Origin of the sequence: Streptomyces sp. S063 (assembly GCF_002832675.1) — a bacterium.
Taxonomy (GTDB): Bacteria; Actinomycetota; Actinomycetes; order Streptomycetales; family Streptomycetaceae; genus Streptomyces; species Streptomyces sindenensis.
Map to the genome: position 1 here is coordinate 4,715,640 of NZ_CP021707.1, position 25,104 is coordinate 4,740,743.

Consider the following 25,104-nt stretch of genomic DNA (forward strand, 5'->3'; position numbering starts at 1 on the left):
ACTCGCCTGCGTACCAGGAGCCCACCCGAGGTGACCGCAACCGCCGCTGCCCGCGCAGCCGTCGATCCGCGCCCGGCGCGCGGGACGGCGGGGCGTCGCGCGGTACAGGTCGTGCTGTTCCTCGGCGGGCTGCTGGCCCTGGGCCTTCTCGCGGGCGGCCGAGCGGAAGCGCAGGAGCGTCCGGACCCGGGCCGGCTCACCGCCTCCGTGGCGGAGGCCGTGACGGGTGCCGGCCACGTCGTGGAGCCGGGGGTCGACCACGCCGTGGAGCCGGTGGCCGAACCGGCCGTGGACCCGGTGGCCGCATCAGTCGTCGAGCCGGTCGACCGCGCCGTACGCCATCAGGCCGCAGAACACCGAGCCGCAGAGCACCGAGCCGCGCAGCCCGAGCCTGAGCCCGTACGGAACGCGACTGCGGCACCGTCTGCGGCACCGGCCACGAAGCCGGTCACGGAGCCGGCCACGGAGCCGGTCACGGAGCCTGTCGACACCGTTGCGGCCGCCGATCCCGTCGCCTCCGCACCCGCCCGCGTGCGCGATGCCGGTGATGCCGTGGTCGGGGGAGCGGGCGACGCCGTCGACCGGATCGCCGGAGAGGCGCGGCCCCTGGTGGCGGCCGTGCCGGGGCTCCCTCCGCTGCTCTCCCTGCTGTCCGTGCCCGGCGGTGCCCCGGACGTACCGGGTGTGCCGGGCGCTCCGTCACCTTCCGCTCCGGACACCGGCCGTGGTGCCGGGGGCCCCAGCACGCCGGGCGACACCGGCGCGGGCGCCTCGGCCGAGCGTGCGGCCGGTGGTCATGCCCGGAGCACTGGGACAGCGGGCCTCGTCCCGGTCGTGCCGGACCGGTCCGGCACGCCGCACGCCGGGCACGCGCAGCTCACCGCGCCCACGCCGGCGCTCCCGCCCACGCGGGACCGGGCTCCCTTCGCCCCCTGCGGCGACTTCGCACGCACGGCGGCGGCCGATGCCCAGGGGCCGCGCGGCGGCGACCTGCACGCGGCCCCCGTCCCGGGGGCCCCGTGCGCCGCGCTCGTCCGGGGAGCCGGGCTCCCCGCGACCGCGGCGCCGATCACCGACAGATCCGGCGAGATCCTCGAATTCCCCGGCTAGGGCAGGCCGTTCCCCCGCCTCGACCTGCCGCGCGGGGGCGGAACAGGTCTGCCCGCGTCCGGACGAACCCTCCGGACAGCCGAACATCTTCGAAGGATCTGACACACCCATGCACAAGAACATGCGCCGATCCATAGCCGTCGCCGCCACCGCCACCGGTATGTGGGCGCTCGGCACCGCTGCGGCGAGCGCGGCCGAACTGCCCGTGTCCGTACCGCTGTCCACCCCGGACCTGGAGGCCGGGGCCCCCGACGCGACGGAGGTCGTCGAGACCGTCACCGACGCCAAGGCGGTCAAGGACGCCAAGGCCGTCACCGACGGCAAGGCGGTCGACCGTGTCGGCGACGCCGAGGACACGCTGACGGCGACCGGGAACAAGGCTGCCGGGGCCGCCCAGGCCGCTGGTGCGGCCGACGTGCGGGACAGCCTCCCGTCGCAGGTGGGCACGCCGCAGGCCCCGGAGCTCTCCCAGACCCCGGAGATCCCGGGGACCCCCGGGGTGCCGGAGCTCGGCGACGTACAGCAGGTTCCCGAAGCCGGTCACCTCCCCGACGCACAGATCCCTGACGTGCAGTTCCCCGACGCGGGTATCCCTGACGCGCAGCTCCCCGCCGCGCAGATCCCGGCCGCGCCGGTCGACGAGATCGACTACCTCTTCGGGCCGATCGAGCAGATCCCCGGCTACGCGCAGAGCCAGGTGCCGACCGCCGTACAGGGTGCGCTGGCCGAGGCCGGGCCCGTCGTCGAGCAGACGTCCGACTCCGTGCTGCCGCCGCTCGCCGCGGACGCGGTCGGCGCGGCCGTCCCGGTCGTCGGCCAGGCGGTCGGTGACGTCGGCACGCTCGCGCAGGGCGTCGTCGGCGAGGTCGGGCCGTTCGCCCAGGGCGTCGTCGGCGATGCCGCCGCCCCCTTCGTGCAGGGCGTCACGACCGAGGTCCAGCCGCTGGCGTACGGCGTCACCGGTGCGGCCGTGCCGTTCGCCGAGGGCGTCGTGTCCGAGGTGCGGCCGCTCGCGCAGGGGCTGACCGGGGACGCGGTCGCGCCGTTCGCCCAGGGGGTCACCTCCCAGGTGCAGCCGCTGGCCGAGGGCGTCGGGGCTCAGGCCCGGCCGTTCGCGGGCGGTCTGGCGGACACGGTCCGCGAGGACGCCCGCCCCGCCGTCGGCAACGCGGCCACCGGCGTCCAGGGCCTCACCTCGGTCGCCCCGTCCTTCGTGACGGACGCGGTGCCCGGGCGGTAACCGAACGAGCGGGGCGCCCACGGCGCACGCGCCGTGGGCGATTCACTGCACCGGAGTACCGGGCCCCAGGGGACCCGGGCCGGGTGTTCCGGTGCCCCGACAGCCCTTCCCGGCCCCCGGCGAGCCCCGTCCGGGGGCCGGGAAGGGCCACCCTCTGTGACCGTTATCACCGCTCAGGTGTGATCTGCGATTTAGGGTCACGCGGAGCGCGGGGATAACCTGCCGGATGGACATGCCGCGTACGCGGACACCGTGTATGCCTCCCTTGTGACAGCGCAGTCACGTTGCCCTTCGCGGCACGCCCACGCAGAAGAACGAACCGCGAGACCACTAAAAGGGACGGACGCGCGTGGACCTGTTCGAGTACCAGGCGAGGGACCTCTTCGCCAAGCACGGTGTACCGGTGCTGGCCGGTGAAGTCATCGACACGCCTGAGGCAGCCCGCGAGGCGACCGAGAAGCTGGGCGGCAAGTCGGTCGTCAAGGCGCAGGTGAAGGTCGGCGGCCGCGGCAAGGCCGGTGGCGTCAAGCTGGCCGCCGACGCCGACGAGGCGGTCGCCCGGGCGACCGACATCCTCGGCATGGACATCAAGGGCCACACGGTCCACAAGGTGATGATCGCCGAGCTGTCCCCGGAGATCGAGGCGGAGTACTACGTCTCGTACCTCCTCGACCGCACCAACCGCACCTTCCTGGCCATGGCCTCGGTGCAGGGCGGCATGGACATCGAGGAGGTCGCGGAGAAGACCCCCGAGGCCCTCGCGAAGGTCCCGGTCGACTCCAACTCCGGCGTCGACATCGTCAAGGCCCGCGAGATCGTGGCCCAGGCGAAGTTCCCGGCCGACGTGGCCGAGGGTGTCGCCGAGGCCATGGTGACCCTGTGGAAGACCTTCGTCGCCGAGGACGCCCTCCTCGTCGAGGTCAACCCGCTGGTGAAGACCAAGGACGGCCGCATCCTGGCGCTGGACGGCAAGGTCTCGCTCGACGAGAACGCCGACTTCCGCCAGCCGGAGCACGAGGCCCTCGAGGACAAGGCCGCAGCCAACCCGCTCGAGGCTGCCGCCAAGGCCAAGAACCTCAACTACGTCAAGCTGGACGGCGAGGTCGGCATCATCGGTAACGGCGCCGGCCTGGTCATGTCGACCCTGGACGTCGTCGCGTACGCCGGTGAGAACCACGGCAACGTGAAGCCCGCCAACTTCCTCGACATCGGGGGCGGCGCCTCCGCCGAGGTCATGGCGAACGGCCTGGAGATCATCCTCGGCGACCCGGACGTCAAGTCCGTCTTCGTCAACGTCTTCGGTGGCATCACCGCCTGTGACGAGGTCGCCAACGGCATCGTGCAGGCGCTCGCGCTCCTGGAGTCCAAGGGCGAGAAGGTCGAGAAGCCGCTGGTCGTGCGTCTCGACGGCAACAACGCGGAGCTGGGTCGCAAGATCCTCTCCGACGCCAACCACCCGCTCGTTCAGCGCGTGGACACCATGGACGGCGCGGCCGACAAGGCCGCCGAGCTCGCCGCGGCTGCGAAGTAAGGGACGAGGGACTCCAACACCATGGCTATCTTCCTCACCAAGGACAGCAAGGTCATCGTCCAGGGGATGACCGGCGCCACGGGCATGAAGCACACCAAGCTCATGCTGGGTGACGGCACCAACATCGTCGGTGGCGTCAACCCGCGCAAGGCCGGTACGTCCGTCGACTTCGACGGCACCGAGGTTCCGGTCTTCGGCTCCGTCAAGGAAGCGATGGAGAAGACCGGCGCGAACGTGTCCGTCCTCTTCGTCCCGCCGGCCTTCTCCAAGGCCGCCGTCGTCGAGGCGATCGACGCCGAGATCCCGCTCGCGGTCGTCATCACCGAGGGCATCGCCGTTCACGACTCCGCCGCCTTCTGGGCGTACGCGAACGAGAAGGGCAACAAGACCCGGATCATCGGCCCGAACTGCCCCGGGCTCATCACCCCGGGCCAGTCCAACGCCGGCATCATCCCGGGCGACATCACCAAGCCCGGCCGCATCGGTCTCGTGTCCAAGTCCGGCACGCTGACCTACCAGATGATGTACGAGCTCCGTGACATCGGCTTCTCCTCCGCCGTCGGCATCGGTGGCGACCCGGTCATCGGTACGACGCACATCGACGCCCTCGCGGCGTTCGAGGCCGACCCCGACACCGACCTCATCGTGATGATCGGCGAGATCGGCGGCGACGCCGAGGAGCGTGCCGCCGACTTCATCAAGGCGAACGTCACCAAGCCGGTCGTCGGCTACGTCGCGGGCTTCACCGCCCCGGAGGGCAAGACCATGGGCCACGCCGGCGCCATCGTCTCCGGCTCCTCGGGCACCGCCCAGGCGAAGAAGGAGGCCCTGGAGGCCGCCGGCGTGAAGGTCGGCAAGACGCCGACCGAGACCGCCAAGCTGGCGCGCGAGATCCTCGGCGCCTGACGCGGGCCGCTGGGACGCACGTACACGGCGCGGGCCCGCACCCCCTCTTCGGATCAGGGGTGCGGGCCCGCGCCGTTCGCGTACGCGGTCGGCCGCCGGTCTCAGCGGAGTTCCGGCACCAGCCGTTCCGGGCCGTGCGCCAGCTGGTCGCTCAGCGACTTCTGCAGCTTCAGGTCCTGCGCGGTGAGCTGCTGCGGACCGCCGCGCGGCGGTACGCCTCCGACCCGTTCGGGGGGCGAGATCGGCTGCTCGTAGTGGGTGGGCGCGGTGTGCAGGGTCAGCCCGGTCACGGCGATGAGCAGGGCGACGCCCGCGACGGCGGCCCGGGTCCACAGCCTGGCCCTGTTCTCGCTGCCGGTGCGCACGGCACGGGCCGGCTGCGGTACGGGAACGTGCTCGGCGCGGGCGAGGCCGCCGAGCCGCTCGTGCAGCAGGGCCGACTGCTCGGCGGGCGAGTCGGCGTCCGCCAGCTCGGGGAGCCGTTCGGCGACGGCGGCCCGGGCGGTCATCAGACGGCCCGCCGCCGCCGGGGTGCTGGCCTCCGTCTCGGCCGCGGTCTCCGGCAGGTCCAGCCCGACCCCGTCGTACAGGAGCAGGGTGCGCCGGTAGGCCGGAGGCAGGTCGAGCAGCGCGTCGAACAGCGCCCGCTTGCCCGGCTCAGTGGGCGGGGCGTCGGGGTGCCGGTGCGTGCGGCGCAGCCGGTGCCAGGGCGACATCGCGTACTCGTACGCCGCCGCGCGCACCCAGCCGCCCGGGTCCCGGTCGACGGCCACCTCGGGCCAGCGCTGCCAGGCCAGTTCGAAGGCGCGCTCGACGGACTCGCGGGCCAGGGCACGGCGGCCGGTCAGCAGATAGGTCTGCCGGACGAGGCCGGGGGCGGTGCGGGCGTACAACGCGTCGAACGCCTCGGCGGGGGAGACGCGCCGCTCACCGGGAGCCTCCGTCGGCGGGGCCGGGCGCGGGTCGGCGGGTGGTGCCGCGGGAGGCGCCTCGGGCAGGGAAGGGGCATCGGCCGGTTCGGGCCCGGCCGGAACCGTTGCCGCCGGACTCGACACCGCCGCTGCCGCCTTCGCTGCCGCCTTCGCGGTCACCGCCGTGTGCTTCACGGCGGGCTTCACCGCCGGTTCGGGGGCGATGAGTTTGGCGTACAGCGCGCGCTTGCGTCCGCGCGGGCTCGTGCGCCCCGTCTCCCAGGAACGCACGGTGGCACGCGTGACGCCGACCGCCGCCGCCACCTCCTCCTCGCTCAACGATTTCGCCTCGCGCAGTCTGCGGCGCTCCTTGGGGGAGGGCAGCGGCGGCACGGCGGCCTCGTCGGTCGTGCTCCGGGTCATGGACGGCCCCCGGCAGCACCGCGCTGGGTGAAAAAGTACATAAACGTATATTGAGCGACACAGCGGCTCTTCGCGCGTTACGCGAAATAAGCGCGTGTCGTTGGCAGCATGGGCCGCGTGACCCAAATGACGCAACGCAGCCCGCAGGTGACGGTGCGGCAGAACCGCACCCTCGCCCTGGCCTCCGCCCTGGTGAAGGGCGTCGTCGCCGCCGGGCTCGGCCTCGGGGCGCTGACGGTGCTGGTCATGGTGGTGTGGATCAGCTCCCCGTACCCGGACAGCGGGCCGGGCGGGGCGCTGCGCGCGGCAGCGGGGGTCTGGCTGCTCGCGCACGGCGCGGGGCTCGTGCGGCCCGACACGCTGAGCGGCGTCCCCGCGCCCGTCGGCGTGGTCCCGTTGCTGCTCGTCCTGGGCCCGGTCTGGCTGGCGCACCGCGCGGCGCGGGACGCGGCGGAGGCGCAGGAGGAGCCGCGGGAGGGGGCACGGGCGGAGCTGGGGGAGGGGGGCGTGGAGAGGTCGGCCGGGCCCTCACGGGCGGGCGTGTTCTGCGCGGTGACCGCCGGATATCTGCTGGTCGTCGCGGGGGCGGCGGCCTATGCGCGGGGCGGTCCGCTGTACGCGGATCCGGACACGCTCGCGTTCCCGGTGGCGCTGGTGGTGGCCGGTGCGGCGGCCGCCGGGGTGTGGACGGCGGCCGGGCGGCCGTTCGGGCCCGCGCCTTCCTGGTCGCCCCTGGCGGTCCAGGAGGCCGTCGCGCGGACCCTCTTCCGGCACCGGGCCGAGGCGGCGTTCCGGTCGGCGGCGGCAGGGGTGACGGTGCTGCTCGGGGCCGGTGCGCTGCTGGTCGCGGTGGCGCTCGGGCGGAACGCGGCGGCGGCCCAGGACGCGTTCCTCGGGCTCGCGGGCGACTGGTCGGGGCGCGTCGCCGTGCTCCTGCTGGCCGCCGCGCTGGCGCCGAACGCCGCGCTGTGGGGGGCGGCGTACGGGCTCGGGCCCGGCTTCTCGCTCGGTACGGGGGCCACCGCCACCCCGCTGGGCCTCGACGGAACCCCCGCGCTGCCCCGCTTCCCCCTGCTCGCGGCGGTACCGGACCAGGGATCGGGCGCCCTGCCGAACTGGGCGGCCCTCGCGGTGCCGGTGGCGGCCGCGCTGGCGGTCGCCTGGTTCACCGCCCGCAGGGCCGCGCCCGCCGACGCGCCCCGCGCCCGGGCCTGGAGCGCACGCGAGACGGTGCTGGTGACCCTGCTCGCCGCGCTCGGGTGCGGCGCGGGAACGGCGCTGCTCACGGCGGTGGCGGGCGGGCCGATCGGGACCGGGTCGCTGAGCGTGTTCGGCCCGGTGTGGTGGCTGACCGGCCCGGCGGCCCTGGTGTGGACGGCCGTCATCGGCGTACCGGCGGCCCTGCTGCTGCGCCTGTGGCGACTGCGTACCCCGGGCTGGGCCTGGCGCCGGGACGTACCGGAAGCGGACGAACCCCCGACGGCCGGAGCCGGGACCGGAGCCGCGACCCGAACCAAGACCGAAGCCGGGGGAGAAGGGGAGGGGGACGAGGAGAAGGGCGACGTTTCCGGGCGTCCGCGCCGGTGGTGGTCGCCCTGGCGCGGGCGGCGCGGCACGGCGGGCGAGGCCGGCGAGGTGGGGCCGGGCGGTCCCGCGTCACCGGCCGCCTCCTCCGTGCCGGCGTCCGGCTCGGCGCCCGAGGCGGCATCCGGCTTCGAGCCGTACGACTTCCTGCCGACCGACCCGTGGCACGAGAAGGACGGCCCCTGGCACGGGAAAGACAACAGGGAGGCCCGTTGGGCCTCCCTGAAGCAGGGCTCCGGCGGGCTCATGGCCGACTTCCCCGCCGATCGCGCGGCCGACCGTGCAGGTCGCACCTCCGATCGCACCGGCCCCGGCCCGGACCGCCCGGCGGATCCGGGCAGTCCGGCTTCTACTCCTTGACGCCGAAGAACGGCTCCAGCGGCTTCGGCAGCTTGTCGTTGCAGGCCACCGAGGCGGACTTGGTCAGGGCGTCGTTCACGCACGTGTAGTAGTCCCGGTAGACCAGCTGCACGGTGAACGACGTCCCCACGATGAGCAGCGCCAGCAGCGCGGTCACCAGACCGCCGACCGCCGTCGTGGTCTGCTGCCTGCTGCTGACGCTCGACGGCGAGGCGGGCGAGGCGGGGCCGGCGGGCGCGGCCGGGTCCACGGACGTGCCCGCCGAGCCGCCGTCCGTCGCCGTGCGGTCCGTCGCGGACGCGTTCTTCAGCGGCGTACGGAGCGCGCTGATCGCCCAGTACGTCGCGAGCGCACCCAGCAGCAGGGCGATCTCCGGGAAGTCGAAGAGGGCGAAGAAGAAGGCCCACATACCGCCCAGGGCCGCGTAGCGGGCGCGCCGCTGTGCGGGATCGGTGGGGGCCCAGCGCAGTCCGCCCGGGCCGCGGTCGTTCCCGCCCTTGCCGCCCGGGCCGCCCGAGCCGTTCCCGCCGGGGCGGCCGCCGAATCCGCCGCTGCCCCGGCCGGGCTGCCGGTCGCTCCACCGGCTGCCCCAGGCCGGGCGGTCACCGTCGGAACCGGAGCCGTTGCCGTCCTGCTCGTCCGACCCCTGGCCCTGGGGCCCGGAAGGATGGCGCGGCTGCCAGGGCTGGTCCGGCCGGTCCGCGGGCGGCGCGGCGAAGGGGTTGTCCTGCGGCTTCTCGCCCGACCCGGAGCCCGAGCCGGAGCCCTGGTCCGAGCCCTGGCCCGAGCCCAAGCCCGAGCCCGAGCCCGCGCCGGACCCGGAGCCCGGCGCGGAAGGCGAAGAGGAGGACTGGCGTTCCCGCATCAGCAGAGCGGACCGCTCCGGGAGGGGGAAGCGGAAGGCGGTGCGACGGCTTCGGTCCGGCATGTGGTGAACGTCTTCCCCATCTCGTCATGTCCGCCCGCAAGGACGGTTCTTCCGCCCGCTGGGACGGTTCGTCCGCCCGAAGGACGGTTTGGTCCGTCCGGTGGACGGCTCGCTGTCCCCTGACGCTACCTCCCGGTCACGCCCCCGTCCCGTGGGGGCCGTCGGGTGTGCCGGTATCGTTGCTGACGGTCGGCCCGTTCGTAGGGTTCCCCGTATCGGGCGAGGCGATTGCTTCGTACGACCCTACAAAGAGCATGCCGCACCTGTGTCACCACGCGGTCATCACGTGAGAAAGGGCCCCGACGTGGCCTCCCCGCCCACCCCCGCCCCTCCTGCCCGGCTGGTCGTGCTGGTCTCCGGATCCGGTACGAATCTCCAGGCCCTCCTGGACGCCATCGGCGACGACCCCGAGGGGTACGGGGCGCGGATCGTCGCGGTCGGCGCCGACCGCTTCGGGACCGGTGGCGCGGAGCGGGCGGAGCGGGCCGGAATCCCCACGTTCGTGTGCCGGGTCAAGGACCACGCGAGCCGCGCCGAGTGGGACGAGGCGCTTGCCGCGCAGGTCGCCGCACACCGTCCCGACCTCGTCGTCTCCGCCGGTTTCATGAAGATCGTCGGCCCGGCGTTCCTCGCCGCCTTCGGCGGCCGGACCGTCAACACCCACCCCGCCCTGCTGCCCAGCTTCCCCGGTGCCCACGGAGTGCGCGACGCACTCGCGTACGGCGTCAAGGTCACGGGCTGCACCGTCCACTTCGTCGACGACGGTGTCGACACCGGTCCGATCATCGCGCAGGGCGTGGTCGAGGTGACCGAGGAGGACACCCCGGAGGGCGAAGCCGCCCTCCACGAACGCATCAAGGAAGTCGAGCGCTCGCTGCTCGTCGAGGCCGTGGGGCGGATCGCCCGTGACGGCTGTCGCATTGAGGGACGAAAGGTTCATCTCGGTCATGTCGGTGAATAAGCCCATCCGCCGCGCTCTGGTCAGTGTCTACGACAAGACGGGGCTCGAAGACCTCGCCCGCGGTCTGCACGAGGCGGGCGTCGAACTCGTCTCCACCGGCTCGACCGCCGGGAAGATCGCCGCCGCCGGGGTCCCGGTCACCAAGGTCGAGGAGCTCACCGGCTTCCCCGAGTGCCTGGACGGCCGCGTCAAGACGCTGCACCCCCGCGTCCACGCGGGCATCCTCGCCGACCTCCGGTTGGACGCCCATCGCGAGCAGCTCGCCGAGCTGGGCGTGGAGCCGTTCGACCTGGTCGTGGTGAACCTCTACCCGTTCAAGGCGACGGTCGCCTCGGGCGCATCCGACGACGAGTGCGTCGAGCAGATCGACATCGGCGGCCCCTCGATGGTCCGCGCCGCCGCCAAGAACCACCCCTCCGTGGCGGTCGTCACGAGCCCCGAGCGGTACGCGGACGTCCTCGCGGCCGTGAAGGCGGGCGGCTTCGACCTCACGGCCCGCAAGCGGCTGGCCGCCGAGGCGTTCCAGCACACCGCCGCCTACGACGTGGCCGTTGCCTCCTGGTTCGCGGACGACTACGCGGCCGCCGACGACTCGGGCCTGCCGGAGTTCCTGGGCGACACCTTCGCCCGCAAGAACGTCCTGCGCTACGGCGAGAACCCGCACCAGTCCGCCGCGCTCTACACCTCCGGCAACGGCGGCCTCGCCGAGGCCGAGCAGCTGCACGGCAAGGAGATGTCCTACAACAACTACACGGACACCGACGCCGCCCGCCGCGCCGCCTACGACCACGCCGAGCCCTGCGTCGCGATCATCAAGCACGCCAACCCGTGCGGGATCGCGATCGGCGCCGACGTCGCCGAGGCGCACCGCAAGGCGCACGCCTGCGACCCGCTCTCCGCGTTCGGCGGCGTCATCGCCGTCAACCGCCCGGTGACGGTCGAGCTGGCCGAGCAGGTCGCGGAGATCTTCACCGAGGTCATCGTCGCCCCGGCCTACGAGGACGGCGCCGTCGAGGTGCTTGCCCGCAAGAAGAACATCCGCGTGCTGCGCGCCCCCGAGGCCCCCACCGCCGCGTTCGAGGTCAAGCCGATCGACGGCGGCGCGCTGCTCCAGGCCGCCGACCGGCTCCAGGCCGACGGCGACGACCCGGCCAACTGGACGCTCGCCACGGGCGACGCGCTCTCCGAAGCCGAGCTGAAGGAGCTGGCCTTCGCCTGGAAGGCGTCCCGGGCGGTCAAGTCCAACGCGATCCTGCTCGCCAAGGACGGCGCGTCGGTCGGCGTCGGCATGGGCCAGGTCAACCGCGTCGACTCCGCGAAGCTCGCCGTCGAGCGGGCGGGCGCTGAGCGGGCCGCCGGTTCCTACGCCGCGTCCGACGCGTTCTTCCCGTTCCCCGACGGCCTGGAGATCCTCACGGCCGCCGGTGTCAAGGCCGTCGTCCAGCCCGGCGGATCCGTCCGCGACGAACTGGTCGTCGAGGCCGCGAAGAAGGCGGGCGTGACCATGTACTTCACGGGCACGCGCCACTTCTTCCACTGATCGCCGCTCCTTCCACCGGTCGCGCTTTCTTCACCGGTCGCGCTTTCTCCACCGTCGCGCTTCCTTCGCGGTCGCTCCGGCGTCCCCCGGCGGCCGCACCCCTTCGCGGGGGTGCGGCCGCCGTCGTGTCCGTCGTACGGAATCCGCTCGCCGCTCTGTTCTAATGACACGGCCGTAGCAATCCCCAGCAGGGACAGTCACCGTGCTTGAGCTGAACAAGAGTGGAACGGACCGGTCCGGGCCGGGGCACCTGCCCGCCCAGGGCCCGGGGCCGGACGCCGCCCCGGACGCCCGCCCGGCGGCCGGCTCCACGGGCCCGGACGCCTCCGCCCACCGCGTACCCCTGCGTCCGTACCTCATCGCCGGTGCCGTCCTGTGCGCGCTCTACTTCCTCTACTCCGCCTTCCAGTACGCCCGCTTCGGCTCGCCCTCCTGGGACCTGGGGATCTTCGAGCAGGAGGTCCGGGCGTACGCCGGGTTCGACGCGCCGATCGTCGACATCAAGGGCCCCGGCTATCTGATCCTCGGCGACCACTTCTCCCCGATCGTGGCGCTGCTCGCCCCGCTGTACTGGATCTGGCCGTCCGCCGAGTCCCTGCTGTTCGCCCAGGCCGCGCTGTTCGCCCTGGGCGCGGTCATCGTCGGCCGCACCACCCAGCAGCTCCTCGGCGGCCGCTCCGGGCTCTGCGTCACCGTCGCGTACGGACTCTCCTGGGGCATCCAGGAAGCGGTGAAGGCTGACTTCCACGAGATCGCGTTCGCCGTACCGCTGCTGGCCCTCGTCTGCCGGGCCCTGCTCCTGAAGCGGTACACCGCCGCCCTGCTCTGGTCGCTGCCGCTCGTCCTGGTCAAGGAGGACCTCGGCGCGACCGTCGCCGTCGTCGGCTTCCTGCTCTTCGTGTACGGCCGCCGCCTCCAGGGCGCACTGCTCGCCGTGTTCGGGGTCGCCGCCTTCGTCGTCACCCTCGTCGTCCTCATCCCGGCGGCCAGCAGCGCCGGCCGCTACGACTACTGGACGAAGATCGACAAGAACGGCGAGCAGGACGTCTCGATGCTGGACTCCGTCCTCGGCGTCCTCGACTCCTCCGTCAAGATCGAGATGCTGGTCTTCCTGATCGGCATCACCGCGTTCATGGCGCTGCGTTCACCGCTGACGCTGCTGATCGTTCCGACGCTCGGCTGGCGGCTGCTCTCGCAGGACAGCAACCACTGGGGCATGGTCTGGCACTACAGCGCGATCCTCATGCCGGTGCTCTTCCTCGCCATGGCCGACGGCGTCCGCCGCAGCCGCGGATCGCGCCGCCCCTGGCTCGCCTCGTATGCGAAGGTCGCCGTACCCGTCGCCGCGGCGATCGCCGTCGCGATGACCCAGCACCTGCCGCTGCGCGATCTGCTGCGCCCGGAGACCTACCGCACCGACGACGCCCGCAGCCAGGCGGCCCGGGCGGCGCTGGACGCCATCCCGGCCGGGTCGCGGGTCGAGACGGACATCACGCTGATGGCCCACCTCACCTCCGACCGCACCGTCTACTGGGTCGGCGGGGCACCGGGCACCGCACCCGACATCGTCGCCATCAACCTGGACTTCGGCTGGTCCCGCCCGATCCAGGACCCGGTGGCGTACGCCGAGCAGCTGCATCCCGAGGCGCGCTACCGGCTCAAGCACCGGGGCGGCAGCTTCGTGGTGATGGAGCGCACGACGCCGGAGCCGGAGAGGATCCCGGGCGTACGCGACGGCTGAGCCGGTTCCGCAGCCGGCCGCCGGACATGCCGCGAGGGCCGCACCCGTAATCGGGTGCGGCCCTCGCGGCATGTCCGGAAGGTTCGGCAGGAAGCGTCAGTTGGCCTTGACGACCACGGACGAGCAGACCTTGTCCGCGAACGTCTGCTTCTTCTCGTCCCACAGCGGCCACAGCCAGCCGATGTAGCAGGCGAGGCTGTCCAGGAAGTGGGCCAGGCGGCGGACGAAGGCCATGCCGAAGCCGAGCGGACGGCCGTCGGCCTCGCGCAGCAGGCGGATGCCCACGGCCTTCTTGCCGATCGTCTGACCGGTGGTGCCCTCCTGGTACAGCTGCCAGATCGCCACGGCGATGAGGCCCAGGAAGCCGATGACGGCGAGGATCGCGCCGAACGAGTCGCCGACCGAACCGCCGATGATGACGAGGATGTACGGGACCATCATGACGAGCCCGTCGACGATCAGCCCGCCGAAGCGCAGACCCCAGTGGGCCAGCTCCGGCATGCCGCCGCCGTAGCCGGGCTGCTGGCCGCCGTAACCCGGCTGCTGCGGGTAGGCGCCGTAGGGCTGGCCGGGCTGCTGCTGCGGATAACCGGGCTGCTGCTGCGGGTAGCCGTAGCCCTGCGGCGGGACACCCTGCGGAGCCTGCTGCGGGTAGCCGTAACCGGGCTGTCCCTGCGGCGGGCCCTGGGGAGGCTGGCCGGGCTGCTGCCCGTACGGGTTGTTCGGGTCGCCGAAGCTCATAAGGGGTGTTCCTTCAACAGACGTGTGGGGACGAGATGGCCACACGGAGGAAGGACATCGATCAGCGGCCCGCCCCCCGTACAACCGCGGCCTTCATCGTTATAAGCGGAACACTCGTTTGTCCAGTCCGGGGCCCGGGACGTTGTGCAAGTGCAATGTCCTGTACGGGCGTGGCACCGGCAATTGGTATGCGGGCGGGGTCATCCGCGAGGATGGGCCCATGACTGCCCAGATTCTCGATGGCAAGGCCACCGCTGCCGCGATCAAATCCGATCTGACCGTCCGTGTGGCGGCCCTCAAGGCCCAGGGGATCACTCCCGGCCTCGGAACCCTGCTCGTCGGGGACGACCCGGGCAGCCGGTGGTACGTCAACGGCAAGCACCGTGACTGCGCCCAGGTCGGCATCGGCTCCATCCAGCGCGAACTCCCCGACACCGCCACCCAGGAGGAGATCGAGGACGTCGTCCGGGAGCTGAACGCCAACCCGGAGTGCACCGGCTACATCGTCCAGCTGCCGCTGCCCAAGGGCATCGACACCAACCGGGTTCTGGAGCTGATGGACCCGGCGAAGGACGCCGACGGGCTGCACCCGATGAGCCTCGGCCGCCTCGTCCTCAACGAGACCGGCCCGCTGCCCTGCACCCCGCAGGGCGTCGTCCAGCTGCTGCGTGCGCACGGTGTCGAGATCAATGGGGCCCACGTGGTGGTCGTCGGACGCGGTGTCACCATCGGCCGGTCGATCCCGCTGCTGCTGACCCGCAAGTCGGAGAACGCCACGGTGACCCAGTGCCACACCGGCACCCGGGACCTCTCCTCCCACCTGCGCCAGGCCGACATCATCGTCGCCGCCGCCGGAGTGCAGCACCTGATCAAGCCGGAGGACGTGAAGCCGGGCGCGGCCGTGCTCGACGTCGGCGTCAGCCGGGACGCGGACGGCAAGATCGTCGGCGATGTGCACCCGGGGGTCCGCGAGGTGGCCGCCTGGGTCGCCCCGAACCCCGGGGGCGTCGGCCCGATGACCCGCGCGCAGCTGCTGGTCAACGTCGTCGAGGCGGCCGAGCGGGCCGCCGCCGAGGCCGCCGACGCCGCCGCCGCGGGCTGACGGCCGGATCCGGAGGGAACCCCATGGGTGCTGGCAGGAGCCCGGCCGACCCCGCCCCGGCGGACCGGGCGGCGGACGTGCCGGACCGGGCGGCGGACGTGCCGGACCGGGCCGACGGGACGAGCGGCCCGGGTGAGACCGCCGGGCCGTCCCGGCGGGACGAGGCCGACGGGCAGGGCGGTCGCGAGGCGGGTGCCTCCGCCGGGGCCGCCGACGCGCAGACCGACGCGGGCGATTCCGGTGGCCCCGCCGGACCGGGCAACGCGGGGCCGGGCGATGCCGGACCGGGCGACGCGGAGCCGAGCGCGCCCGCGTCGGCCGGGCGGCCCCGCAGGTCGCGGCGGTTCCCGCGGTTCACCCGGGACACCGCCCGGCCCGAGGGCGGCGGCCGGGCGGCTTCCGGCGACGCGCCCGCCCCGGCCCGGCAGTGGCCGCTGCTCACCGTGCTCTGCGCGGCGGGCCTCGGCCTGTTGATCGTGGTCCTGGACCCCTTCGACCAGGCGTTCCGCATCGGCACCATCCTGATCGGGGGTGCGCTGATCGCCGGCGCCGTGCTGCGCTGGGTGGTGTCCTCGGTCGGGATGCTGGCGGTTCGGTCCCGCTTCACCGACCTCGTCACGTACGGGGTGATGGGCACCCTGATCGTGCTGCTCGCCCTGGTCGCCCAGCCCGAGCCGTGGCTCGACGTCCCGATCCTGGAGGACGCGGTCCGCTTCACGATCCGCTAGAGGGTGTCGTGGCCGGGCCCGGCCGACGGCCCGTCCGGATCAGGCCCGTGGTGTCCGTCCCCACCCCCGAGGGGGGACGGACACCACGGCGGAACGGGGCCACCGGGGCAAGAAGCCCCGGTATGCGGCGAGATGGGCGGCGTTGCCCCCGTCCGGAATCCAGCGTCATGGACATGAAAGACGGGGACAAGCGCTCACTGTGGCCTGTGGCACGGAAGTGACCATTCCGGCACGGTGTGATCGCCGCGCAACGATGGCAGACTGTCACGGCACACCGAGCGGCACGGAGCAGGCAGAGCAGCGGCCGGGCAAGAACCGGCACAGCGTTCGAGGCGCGTGAAGATGCGTACCCCGTCCCGAATGCTCCCGTGCGCCCCCTCGTCAGGAACTGACACCCTGGCTTCGTGCATCCTCGTGGGTAGTCCACTCGACGGTCCGTAACGGACCGGCGGTGGACGGACCGGGGGATGCGCGGGCCGGAGGACCGGTCGCAGCGGGGCACAGCAAGCACGTCCGGGGGACATGAGGGGGGAAGGGATCACGCCATGCCTCGTTGGAAGGCACTGCCCGAAGAGCTCGACCCGCAGATCAGGGAGTTCGCCAGCCAGCTGCGCCGACTCGTCGACCGCAGCGGACTGAACATCAACGCCGTGGCCGACCGCACGGGTTACAGCAAGACGTCCTGGGAGCGGTATCTCAACGGGCGGCTGCTCGCCCCGCGCGGGGCCGTCGTGGCGCTCGCCGAGGTGACGGGCACCCCGCAGCACCACCTCACGACCATGTGGGAGCTGGCGGAGCGGGCCTGGAGCCGGGCCGAGATGCGCCACGACATGACCATGGAGGCCATCCGCATCACGCAGGCCCGTGCCGCGCTCGGCGAGCTCGGCGCGACGGGCTCCGGCACGCCGGCGGGCGGCCGCTCCGGCCGGTCCTCCTCAGGCTCCGGCGGCGGCCGGCACGGAGCGTCCGGTACGGATGCCCCGCCCCGCGGCACCCAGGGCAGGGCTCCATACGGCGGCGGGGCCCACGAGCCCGGCGACGACGACACGCGCCAGCTCATCGTCCCCACCCAGCGCGGCGGCGGCCCGCGCCCCGCCGGCGACCAGGACCGCCCGTACGACGGCGGGCCGCAGCAGGGCGGGCGACGGCAGGAGCGGAACGCGGCAGCCACCGCCGCCAGCGGTTCCGGCTCCGGCCGGAACGCGCGCGGCGCCGGGCCGGGCAAGGCCGCCGGAAGCCGCGGGAAGGGCCTCATGCTCGCCGTCGGGGCCGTCGGCGCGCTGATCGTCGTGGTCGGCGCGGTGCTGCTCGCGCCGGGCGGCGACGACACCGCCAAGGCGACGCCGTCCCCGACGGCGACCCCCACCACCAAGGCCCCCGAGCTGCCCGTGGGCGTCGAGTGCAGCGGTACGGACTGCGCCGGGCAGGACCCCGAGGCGATGGGCTGCGGCGGTGAATTCGCCCGTACGGTGGCGAGCGCCGTGGTCGGCGGCAGCAAGGTCGAGGTCCGCTACAGCAAGGTCTGCTCCGCCGCCTGGGCCCGCCTCACCGAGGCGGCGATCGGCGACACCGTGCAGATCACCGGGGGCGCCGGCCCCCAGAACGGCGAGGTCATGGGCGACACCGACGCCTACACCCCGATGGTCGCGGTGAAGAAGGCGTCCGACGCGAAGGCCTGCGCCACGCTCACCTCCGGCACGAAGGGCTGCACCGGCCCGGGCGAGTGACACGGGCCCGGACCGCCGTCGCCCGTGCGTGCGGTCCGTGACCGGTTGTGTGCGGTGCCACAGGGGGGCGGGCGGTCCGGCCGGGCCGGGTCCGATAGCCTGACCGCTGGAAATCTCTTCACGTCAAGATTGGTCGTCAGGCCGGGCCGGGCGGAAGAGGTGTCCAGCACCAGGGTCCGGTACCAGGGCCTGTCGTCAAACTGCCGTCGTAGCCCGACCGGCAGGCGGCCGTTTGACGGCAGGCCCTGGGGGCCGGGGCCCCCACCGCCAGCTGTCTAACGGAGACCGCCATGACCCGCACTCCCGTGAATGTCACCGTGACCGGCGCAGCCGGCCAGATCGGCTACGCGCTGCTCTTCCGCATCGCCTCCGGCCACCTGCTCGGCCCGGACGTGCCGGTCAACCTGCGCCTCCTGGAGATCCCGCAGGGCCTCAAGGCCGCCGAGGGCACCGCCATGGAGCTCGACGACTGCGCCTTCCCGCTGCTGCGCGGCATCGAGATCACCGACGACCCGAACGTCGGCTTCGCCGGTGCGAACGTCGCCCTGCTCGTCGGCGCCCGCCCGCGCACCAAGGGCATGGAGCGCGGTGACCTGCTCGCCGCCAACGGCGGCATCTTCAAGCCGCAGGGCAAGGCCATCAACGACCACGCCGCGGACGACATCAAGGTCCTCGTCGTCGGCAACCCGGCCAACACCAACGCGCTCATCGCGCAGGCCGCCGCCCCGGACGTACCGGCCGAGCGCTTCACCGCGATGACCCGCCTGGACCACAACCGCGCGATCTCGCAGCTGGCCGCCAAGACCGGCGCCGCCGTCTCCGACATCAAGAAGCTGACGATCTGGGGCAACCACTCGGCCACCCAGTACCCCGACATCTTCCACGCCGAGATCGCCGGCAAGAACGCCGCCGAGGTCGTCAACGACGAGGTGTGGCTGGCCGACACCTTCATCCCGACCGTCGCCAAGCGCGGCGCCGCGATCATCGAGGCCCGTGGCGCGTCCTCCGCCGCCTCGGCCGCCAACGCCGCCATCGACCACGTCCACACCTGGGTCAACGGCACCGCCGAGGGCGACTGGACCTCGATGGGTATCCCGTCGGACGGCTCCTACGGCGTCCCCGAGGGCATCATCTCGTCCTTCCCGGTCACCACGAAGGACGGCGCGTACGAGATCGTCCAGGGCCTGGACATCAACGAGTTCTCCCGTGCGCGCATCGACGCGTCGGTCAAGGAGCTCACCGAGGAGCGCGACGCGGTCAAGGAGCTCGGCCTCATCTGAGCCGCACCCGCACCGACGCGGAACATCGAGCGCCCCCGGCAGCGGCCGCTGCCGGGGGCGCTCGCGCGTGGTCAGCTCTTGAAGTCGCCCGGTGTGTAGTGGCCGGGGGCCAGCCGGCCGGTGACGCCGAACCGGTTCCATGCGTTGATCACGGTGATCGCCGCGATCAGCTGGGCCAGCTCGGTCTCCTCGAAGTGCTCGGAGGCCTCCGCGTACACCTCGTCCGGGACGAAGCCGTCGGTGAGCACGGTGACCGCCTCGGTCAGCGCGAGCGCCGCCAGCTCCTTCTCCGTGTAGAAGTGCCGCGACTCCCGCCAGGCGCTGAGCTGGACGATCCGCTCGGTGGACTCGCCCGCCGCGAGCGCGTCCTTGCTGTGCATGTCCAGGCAGAACGCGCACTGGTTGAGCTGCGAGGCGCGGATCTTCACCAGCTCGACCAGGACGGGGTCCAGGCCCTGGCGGGCGGCGATGTCGAGCCGGACCATCGCCTTGTAGACGTCGGGGAGCAGCTGGGAGACGGAGATCCGCTGCGGCTCCTCGGGGGCGAGGTCGGCGGGGGCGTGGTGGTGTGCGTGCGTGGTGGTCATGGAGACGACGTTACGGTCCCGATGGCCCGCCGGTATGGTCCATTGACATGACGGATTCCTGGGCCACTTTCGGCGCGGACCTGCATCTGGAGCCGGTCGGCCAGGGCCTGCGCAGCGGACTGATGGAGGCGCTGCGGGAGGCGGTGCGCACCGGTCGCCTCGCCCCGGGCACCCGGCTGCCGTCCTCCCGGGCGCTCGCCGCCGACCTGGGTGTCGCCCGCAACACGGTCGCCGACGCCTACGCCGAACTGGTCGCCGAAGGCTGGCTCACCGCCCGCCAGGGCTCGGGGACCCGGGTCGCCCAGCGGTCCGCGCCGCGCCGCACGGACCCGGCGGCCGCCCCCGCCCGGCCGGCCCGGCCCGGCGCCGGGTACGACCTCAAGCCCGGCACCCCCGACCTGTCCGGCTTCCCGCGCACCGCCTGGCTCAAGGCCGCCCGCAAGGCGCTCACCGCCGCGCCCGACGAGGTCTTCGGCTACGGCGACCCGCAGGGCCGCGCCGAACTGCGCACCGTGCTGGCCGAGTACCTGGCGCGGGCCCGGGGGGTGTACGCCGACCCGGAGCGCATCGTGATCTGCGCCGGCTTCGCCCACGGTGTCGCACTGCTGGGCCGGGTGCTGCGCCGCCGCCGGGTCCGGGAGGTCGCCGTCGAGTCGTACGGCCTCGACCTCCACACCGACCTCCTCACCGACGCCGGGCTGCGCATCCCCTGCCTGCCCCTGGACGAGCACGGCTCCCGGACCGGCGACCTGGCCGCGCTGCGCGGCGCGGGGGCGGTCCTGCTGACCCCGGCGCACCAGTTCCCCACCGGCGTACCGCTGCACCCGGACCGGCGGGCCGCCGCCGTCGACTGGGCCCGGTCCACCGGCGGGCTGATCCTGGAGGACGACTACGACGGGGAGTTCCGGTACGACCGGCAGCCGGTGGGGGCGCTCCAGGGCCTCGACCCGGAACGGGTGGTCTATCTCGGCACCGCCAGCAAGTCGCTGGCCCCGGGGCTCCGCCTGGGCTGGATGGTGCTGCCCCGGCACCTGGTCGGCGACGTGGTGGCGGCGAAGGGCATGGCCGACCGGGTCTCCGGCTCGCCCGACCAGCTGACCCTCGCGGAGTTCATCGCCTCGGGCGCGTACGACCGGCATGTGCGCTCCATGCGGCTGCGCTACCGCCGCCGCCGCGACCAGCTCGTCGCGGCGCTCGCCGACCGCGCGCCCGGCATCGAGGTCAGCGGGATCGCGGCCGGGCTGCACGCGGTCCTCGAACTCCCCGCGGGCGCCGAGCGTTCGGTGATCCAGGCGGCGGCCTTCCAGGGACTGGCTCTGGAGGGCCTGTCCCGCTACCGCCACCCGGACGCCCCGGCCACCCGCGACGCCCTGGTGATCGGCTACGGCTCGCCCTCCGAGAGCGCCTGGGCGGGCGCGCTGGACGCCCTGTGCCGGGTGCTGCCGTAGGGCCGTGCCCGTACACGGCTTTCGAACCGGCCGCACGTCGAACTAGTCTGACAAGAGGTCCGGTTGCGGAGATGCGGCCGGTACCGGACACGCACCACGGGGGAGAGACCGAACATGGCCGGACGAAGGCTGAGGTCGAGCACGGTCGTGCTCGGCGGCATGGGGCTGCTCGCCCTGACGATCACATCCTGCGGCTCGGAGCCGGACAAGCGCTGCGCCGACCGCACGACCCGCGAGCCCCTGCCCAGTTACGAGTGCCGGGGCGGCAGCGGCGGCTCGGGCGGTTCCGGCGGTGGCCGGGGTTCGTACTACTACGGCGGCAGCACCAGCAGCTACGACGGCAAGGTGCAGGGCGGCAGCTTCGACAAGTCCGCGGTCGACCGCGGCGGTTTCGGCTGCTCGAAGTCCGGCGGGGGCTGAGCCGCGATGGAGCGCCGCACGATCGAGCCGCGCCCCGGCTGGCAGGAGACCGTGGAGTCGCAGGGCGTCGTCTACCCGCTCACCCGCTACCCGGACGACTCGCTGCGCCCGTACTGGGACGAGAGCGCCTACTACGTCTTCTCGCTGCCCGAGGTCGAGGCACTGGAAGAGGTCGTCGAGGAACTGCACACGATGAGCCTGGCCGCCGCCGCGCACATCGTCGAGCGGAACCGGTTCGCCGACCTCGGCATCACCGACCCCCGGCTCGCCGGACTGGTCGCCGAGTCCTGGCACCGCCGCGCCGAACTGCCCTCCGTGTACGGGCGGTTCGACCTGCGGTACGACGGGAGCGGTCCGGCGAAGATGCTGGAGTACAACGCCGACACCCCGACCTCGCTGGTGGAGGCGGCCAGCGCGCAGTGGTTCTGGATGGAGGACCGGTTCCCCGGTGCCGATCAGTGGAACTCCCTGCACGAGCGGCTCGTCGACGCCTGGAAGCGGCAGGCGCCCCTGCTGCCGCCGGGCCCGCTGCACTTCGTCCACTCCGACGGCGACGAGGCGGGCGAGGACCTGATGACGGTCGCGTATCTGCGCGAGACCGCCGACCAGGCCGGTCTGGAGACGCACGCGCTGTCCGTCGAGGAGATCGGCTGGGACCGGCTCTCGGGCCGGTTCGTCGACGACCGGCTGCGCTTCATCCGCAGCTGCTTCAAGCTCTACCCCTGGGAGTGGCTGGCCACGGACCGCTTCGGCCCGCAAGTCCTGGACACCCTCGACAACGGCGGCGGCTCCGGAACCACCTGCTGGATCGAGCCCGCCTGGAAGATGTTGCTCTCCAACAAGGCGCTGCTGGCGATCCTCTGGGAGCTGTACCCCAACCACCCGAACCTGCTGCCCGCCTATCTCGACGGCCCGCGCGAGCTGGCCGGACCCGGCGGGGCGGGGTACGTGTCCAAGCCGCTGCTCGGCCGCGAGGGCGCCGGGGTCGACCTGCACGCGCCCGGCTCCCCGCCCGTCCCGCGCGACGAGCCGTGCTGCTACCAGGAGCTGGCCCCGCTGCCCGAGATCGACGGCAACCGGGTGGTGCTCGGCGCGTGGACCGTGGAGGACGAGGCGGCGGGGCTCGGCATCCGGGAGTCGGCGGGGCCGGTCACGGACGAGTACGCCCGCTTCCTGCCCCACGTCATCCTCTGAACCCTCCGGCTCCACGGATACGGGTACGGGGCCGGCTCAGGCGCTCAGCACCGCCCGCAGCCGGTCCAGGCCCCAGTCCAGGTCCTCCTTGGAGATCACCAGCGGCGGGGCGATCCGGATCGTCGAGCCGTGGGTGTCCTTGACCAGCACCCCCTCCGCCATCAGCTTCTCGGAGATCTCCCGACCGGTGCCCAGCGCCGGAGCGATGTCCACGCCCGCCCACAGCCCCCGGCCGCGCACCGCCTCCACCGCGCCGCCGCCCGTCAACAGGCCCAGCTCCCGGTGCAGATGGTCGCCCAACTCGGCCGCCCGCTGCTGGTACTCGCCGGTCCGCAGCATCGCGACCACCTCCAGCGCCACCGCGCACGCCAGCGGGTTCCCGCCGAACGTGGAGCCGTGCTCGCCGGGCCGGAACACCCCGAGCACATCCGCCGACGAGACCACCGCCGAGACCGGCACCACCCCTCCGCCCAGCGCCTTGCCGAGCACGTACATGTCCGGCACCACACCCTCGTGGTCCAGCGCGAACGTCTTCCCGGTCCGGCCCAGGCCCGACTGGATCTCGTCCGCGATGAACAGCACGTTCCGCTCGCGGGTCAGCTCCCGTACGCCGGAGAGGTAACCGGCCGGCGGCACCAGCACCCCCGCCTCGCCCTGGATCGGCTCGATCAGCACCGCCACGGTGTTCTCGGTCATCGCCTCCCGCATGGCGGTGAGATCCCCGTACGGCACGATCTCGAAGCCCGGGGTGTACGGGCCGAAGTCGGCCCGCGCCTCCGGGTCGGTGGAGAAGCTGACGATCGTCGTCGTACGACCGTGGAAGTTGCCCGAGGCCACGATGATCTTGGCCATGCCGTCCGGCACGCCCTTGACCCGGTAGCCCCACTTGCGGGCGGTCTTCACCGCGGTCTCCACGGCCTCCGCCCCGGTGTTCATCGGCAGCACCGTCTCCATGCCGCACAGCGCCGCCAGCTGCGTACAGAAGTCGGCGAACCGGTCGTGGTAGAAGGCCCGGGAGGTCAGTGTGACGCGGTCCAGCTGCGCCTTGGCCGCGTCGATGAGGCGGCGGTTGCCATGGCCGAAATTGAGCGCCGAGTATCCGGCGAGCATGTCGAGGTAGCGGCGGCCCTCGACATCGGTCATCCAGGCGCCCTCGGCCGAGGCCACGACGACCGGCAGCGGGTGGTAGTTGTGCGCGCTGTGCGCCTCGGCGGAGGCGATGGCGGTTTCCGTGGTCGACACGGGATCTCCGTTCGTCGTGCGGCTGGGCGGCGGGTGGTGCCCACTTTGTATCGTCGGCCGGTCCTCGCGCCGGGAAACCTTCATCCGGCGGCGCGCCCGCCGTCGTACGCCGGGCGCGCCGGAATGTGGGGTTCGTCTCAGCCGTGCGCTCCTGTGCTCCGGGACCGTGCGGTGACGCGCCCTTCCCGCCCCGCACCGGCTGCCGGAGATACCCCGGGCACCTGAGACAATAGGGCCATGGCCTCTGATCGCCCTTCGCTCCCCACCGACCAGCCCCGGACGGGCCGCACCGGTGCGGCCGCCCGTCCGCGCGTGCTCTCCGGGATCCAGCCCACCGCAGGCTCGTTCCACCTCGGCAACTACCTGGGCGCGGTGCGCCAGTGGGTGGCGCTGCAGGAGAGCCACGACGCCTTCTACATGGTCGTGGACCTGCACGCGATCACGGTCCCGCAGGACCCGGCCGAGCTGCGGGCCAACACCCGGCTCGCGGTGGCGCAGCTGCTCGCGGCCGGTCTTGACCCGGAGCGCTGCACGCTCTTCGTCCAGAGCCATGTGCCCGAGCACGCCCAGCTCGGCTGGGTGATGAACTGCCTCACCGGCTTCGGCGAGGCCTCCCGGATGACGCAGTTCAAGGACAAGTCCGCCAAGCAGGGCGCCGACCGGGCCACCGTCGGCCTCTTCACCTACCCGGTGCTCCAGGTCGCCGACATCCTGCTCTACCAGGCGAACCAGGTCCCGGTGGGCGAGGACCAGCGCCAGCACATCGAGCTGACCCGTGACCTCGCCGAGCGGTTCAACGGCCGCTACGGCCAGACGTTCACCGTCCCCGCGCCGTACATCCTCAAGGAGACGGCGAAGATCTTCGACCTCCAGGACCCGGCGGTGAAGATGAGCAAGTCGGCCTCCACGCCGAAGGGCCTCATCAACCTGCTCGACGACCCGAAGGCCACCGCGAAGAAGGTGAAGAGCGCGGTCACCGACACCGACACGGTGATCCGCTTCGACGAGGAGAAGAAGCCGGGCGTCAGCAACCTGCTCACGATCCTCTCCACCCTCTCCGGCAGTCCCGTGGAGGATCTGGAACGCAGTTACGAGGGCAAGGGCTACGGCGCGCTGAAGACCGACCTGGCCGAAGCCATGGTGGAATTCGTCACTCCCTTCCGGGTCCGCACCCAGGAATATCTGGACGACCCCGAGACGCTGGACTCCATCCTGGCCAAGGGAGCGGAGAAGGCCAGGGCGGTCGCCGCGGAGACGCTGGCGCAGACGTACGACCGGATGGGCTTCCTGCCCGCGAAGCACTGAGTCCAAGGACCCTGGCGAGATCATGGCCGCAGGGGTCACACTTGCGGCGGAACGCGCGGGCCGGACAGCCGGCCCGCGCGACATGACCGAAAAGC

21 protein-coding genes are annotated in these 25,104 nt (G+C 73.0%); 16 read left to right on the plus strand and 5 right to left on the minus strand.

Features of this window, described 5'->3' with window-relative positions; genetic code table 11:
* The first annotated feature begins 30 nt into the window (after positions 1 to 30).
* From CCZ36_RS34850 to sucD, 4 genes are all read left to right on the plus strand, one after another.
* The gene (locus CCZ36_RS34850; RefSeq protein WP_164873536.1) at positions 31 to 1,110 is read left to right on the plus strand and encodes a hypothetical protein; all 1,080 of its coding nucleotides are present in this window, start codon (positions 31 to 33) and stop codon (positions 1,108 to 1,110) included.
* A gap of 109 nt (positions 1,111 to 1,219) precedes the next feature.
* A complete protein-coding gene (locus CCZ36_RS21990) occupies positions 1,220 to 2,350 on the plus strand; it encodes a hypothetical protein (protein WP_128818394.1) in 1,131 nt (376 codons plus the stop codon).
* A gap of 349 nt (positions 2,351 to 2,699) precedes the next feature.
* On the plus strand, positions 2,700 to 3,881 hold the full coding sequence (sucC, locus tag CCZ36_RS21995; RefSeq protein ID WP_069740684.1) for an ADP-forming succinate--CoA ligase subunit beta: 1,182 nt from the start codon (positions 2,700 to 2,702) through the stop codon (positions 3,879 to 3,881).
* Between the two features lie 21 nt (positions 3,882 to 3,902).
* Positions 3,903 to 4,787: a succinate--CoA ligase subunit alpha gene (gene sucD / locus CCZ36_RS22000; RefSeq protein WP_006126995.1), complete on the plus strand. Its 885-nt coding sequence runs from the start codon at positions 3,903 to 3,905 to the stop codon at positions 4,785 to 4,787.
* Positions 4,788 to 4,888: 101 nt separating this feature from the next.
* On the opposite strand, the gene CCZ36_RS22005 is transcribed toward sucD, so the two are convergent.
* Positions 4,889 to 6,121: a helix-turn-helix domain-containing protein gene (locus CCZ36_RS22005; RefSeq protein ID WP_128818395.1), complete on the minus strand. Its 1,233-nt coding sequence runs from the start codon at positions 6,119 to 6,121 to the stop codon at positions 4,889 to 4,891.
* Between the two features lie 126 nt (positions 6,122 to 6,247).
* Here CCZ36_RS22005 and CCZ36_RS22010 point away from each other — a divergent pair, with 126 nt between their 5' ends.
* Positions 6,248 to 8,065: a cell division protein PerM gene (locus CCZ36_RS22010; protein WP_128819678.1), complete on the plus strand. Its 1,818-nt coding sequence runs from the start codon at positions 6,248 to 6,250 to the stop codon at positions 8,063 to 8,065.
* Here CCZ36_RS22010 and CCZ36_RS22015 read toward each other — a convergent pair.
* Positions 8,055 to 8,993, minus strand: coding sequence for a hypothetical protein (locus CCZ36_RS22015; RefSeq protein WP_128818396.1), 939 nt, complete (start codon positions 8,991 to 8,993; stop codon positions 8,055 to 8,057). The genes CCZ36_RS22010 and CCZ36_RS22015 overlap by 11 nt on opposite strands.
* Before the next feature lie 304 nt (positions 8,994 to 9,297).
* Between CCZ36_RS22015 and purN the strand changes: the two genes are divergently transcribed.
* The 3 genes from purN to CCZ36_RS22030 all read left to right on the plus strand — a co-directional run bounded on the left by purN (position 9,298) and on the right by CCZ36_RS22030 (position 13,235).
* Positions 9,298 to 9,954, plus strand: a complete 657-nt coding sequence (purN, locus tag CCZ36_RS22020) for a phosphoribosylglycinamide formyltransferase (RefSeq protein WP_069740651.1) — start codon at positions 9,298 to 9,300, stop codon at positions 9,952 to 9,954.
* A complete protein-coding gene (gene purH / locus CCZ36_RS22025) occupies positions 9,941 to 11,494 on the plus strand; it encodes a bifunctional phosphoribosylaminoimidazolecarboxamide formyltransferase/IMP cyclohydrolase (protein ID WP_128818397.1) in 1,554 nt (517 codons plus the stop codon). Before purN ends, purH begins: the two co-directional genes overlap by 14 nt.
* Positions 11,495 to 11,696: 202 nt before the next feature.
* A complete protein-coding gene (locus tag CCZ36_RS22030; protein WP_128818398.1) occupies positions 11,697 to 13,235 on the plus strand; it encodes a DUF2079 domain-containing protein in 1,539 nt (512 codons plus the stop codon).
* Positions 13,236 to 13,331: 96 nt separating this feature from the next.
* On the opposite strand, the gene CCZ36_RS22035 is transcribed toward CCZ36_RS22030, so the two are convergent.
* Positions 13,332 to 13,976, minus strand: a complete 645-nt coding sequence (locus CCZ36_RS22035; protein ID WP_069740650.1) for an RDD family protein — start codon at positions 13,974 to 13,976, stop codon at positions 13,332 to 13,334.
* Positions 13,977 to 14,196: 220 nt separating this feature from the next.
* On the opposite strand from CCZ36_RS22035, the gene CCZ36_RS22040 reads away from it, so the two are divergent.
* The 4 genes from CCZ36_RS22040 to CCZ36_RS22055 all read left to right on the plus strand — a co-directional run bounded on the left by CCZ36_RS22040 (position 14,197) and on the right by CCZ36_RS22055 (position 18,813).
* Complete coding sequence (locus CCZ36_RS22040; RefSeq protein WP_010058645.1) at positions 14,197 to 15,078, plus strand: bifunctional methylenetetrahydrofolate dehydrogenase/methenyltetrahydrofolate cyclohydrolase; 882 nt, start codon at positions 14,197 to 14,199, stop codon at positions 15,076 to 15,078.
* A 23-nt stretch (positions 15,079 to 15,101) separates the two neighbouring features.
* The gene (locus tag CCZ36_RS22045) at positions 15,102 to 15,806 is read left to right on the plus strand and encodes a DUF3017 domain-containing protein (protein ID WP_128818399.1); all 705 of its coding nucleotides are present in this window, start codon (positions 15,102 to 15,104) and stop codon (positions 15,804 to 15,806) included.
* A 545-nt stretch (positions 15,807 to 16,351) separates the two neighbouring features.
* Positions 16,352 to 17,533 carry an XRE family transcriptional regulator gene (locus tag CCZ36_RS22050; RefSeq protein WP_128818400.1) on the plus strand — a complete coding sequence of 394 codons (1,182 nt, stop codon included), beginning with the start codon at positions 16,352 to 16,354 and terminating at the stop codon, positions 17,531 to 17,533.
* A 290-nt stretch (positions 17,534 to 17,823) separates the two neighbouring features.
* Positions 17,824 to 18,813, plus strand: a complete 990-nt coding sequence (locus CCZ36_RS22055; protein ID WP_069744067.1) for a malate dehydrogenase — start codon at positions 17,824 to 17,826, stop codon at positions 18,811 to 18,813.
* 71 nt (positions 18,814 to 18,884) lie between these two features.
* On the opposite strand, the gene CCZ36_RS22060 is transcribed toward CCZ36_RS22055, so the two are convergent.
* On the minus strand, positions 18,885 to 19,400 hold the full coding sequence (locus tag CCZ36_RS22060) for a carboxymuconolactone decarboxylase family protein (protein WP_069739942.1): 516 nt from the start codon (positions 19,398 to 19,400) through the stop codon (positions 18,885 to 18,887).
* Between the two features lie 47 nt (positions 19,401 to 19,447).
* On the opposite strand from CCZ36_RS22060, the gene pdxR reads away from it, so the two are divergent.
* The 3 genes from pdxR (at position 19,448) to CCZ36_RS22075 (ending at position 22,462) form a co-directional block, all read left to right on the plus strand.
* A complete protein-coding gene (gene pdxR, locus CCZ36_RS22065; protein ID WP_069739943.1) occupies positions 19,448 to 20,848 on the plus strand; it encodes a MocR-like pyridoxine biosynthesis transcription factor PdxR in 1,401 nt (466 codons plus the stop codon).
* A 114-nt stretch (positions 20,849 to 20,962) separates the two neighbouring features.
* Entirely contained in the window at positions 20,963 to 21,268 is a 306-nt protein-coding gene (locus CCZ36_RS22070; protein ID WP_006127010.1) for a hypothetical protein, read from the plus strand.
* A gap of 6 nt (positions 21,269 to 21,274) precedes the next feature.
* Positions 21,275 to 22,462 (plus strand): glutathionylspermidine synthase family protein, encoded by a 1,188-nt coding sequence (locus CCZ36_RS22075; RefSeq protein ID WP_069739944.1) that lies wholly within the window; start codon positions 21,275 to 21,277, stop codon positions 22,460 to 22,462.
* Positions 22,463 to 22,498: 36 nt separating this feature from the next.
* Here CCZ36_RS22075 and rocD read toward each other — a convergent pair whose 3' ends face one another.
* Positions 22,499 to 23,704: an ornithine--oxo-acid transaminase gene (gene rocD, locus CCZ36_RS22080; protein ID WP_069739945.1), complete on the minus strand. Its 1,206-nt coding sequence runs from the start codon at positions 23,702 to 23,704 to the stop codon at positions 22,499 to 22,501.
* 237 nt (positions 23,705 to 23,941) lie between these two features.
* Here rocD and trpS point away from each other — a divergent pair, with 237 nt between their 5' ends.
* Positions 23,942 to 25,009 carry a tryptophan--tRNA ligase gene (gene trpS, locus CCZ36_RS22085; RefSeq protein WP_308432624.1) on the plus strand — a complete coding sequence of 356 codons (1,068 nt, stop codon included), beginning with the start codon at positions 23,942 to 23,944 and terminating at the stop codon, positions 25,007 to 25,009.
* The last annotated feature ends 95 nt before the right edge of the window (positions 25,010 to 25,104 follow it).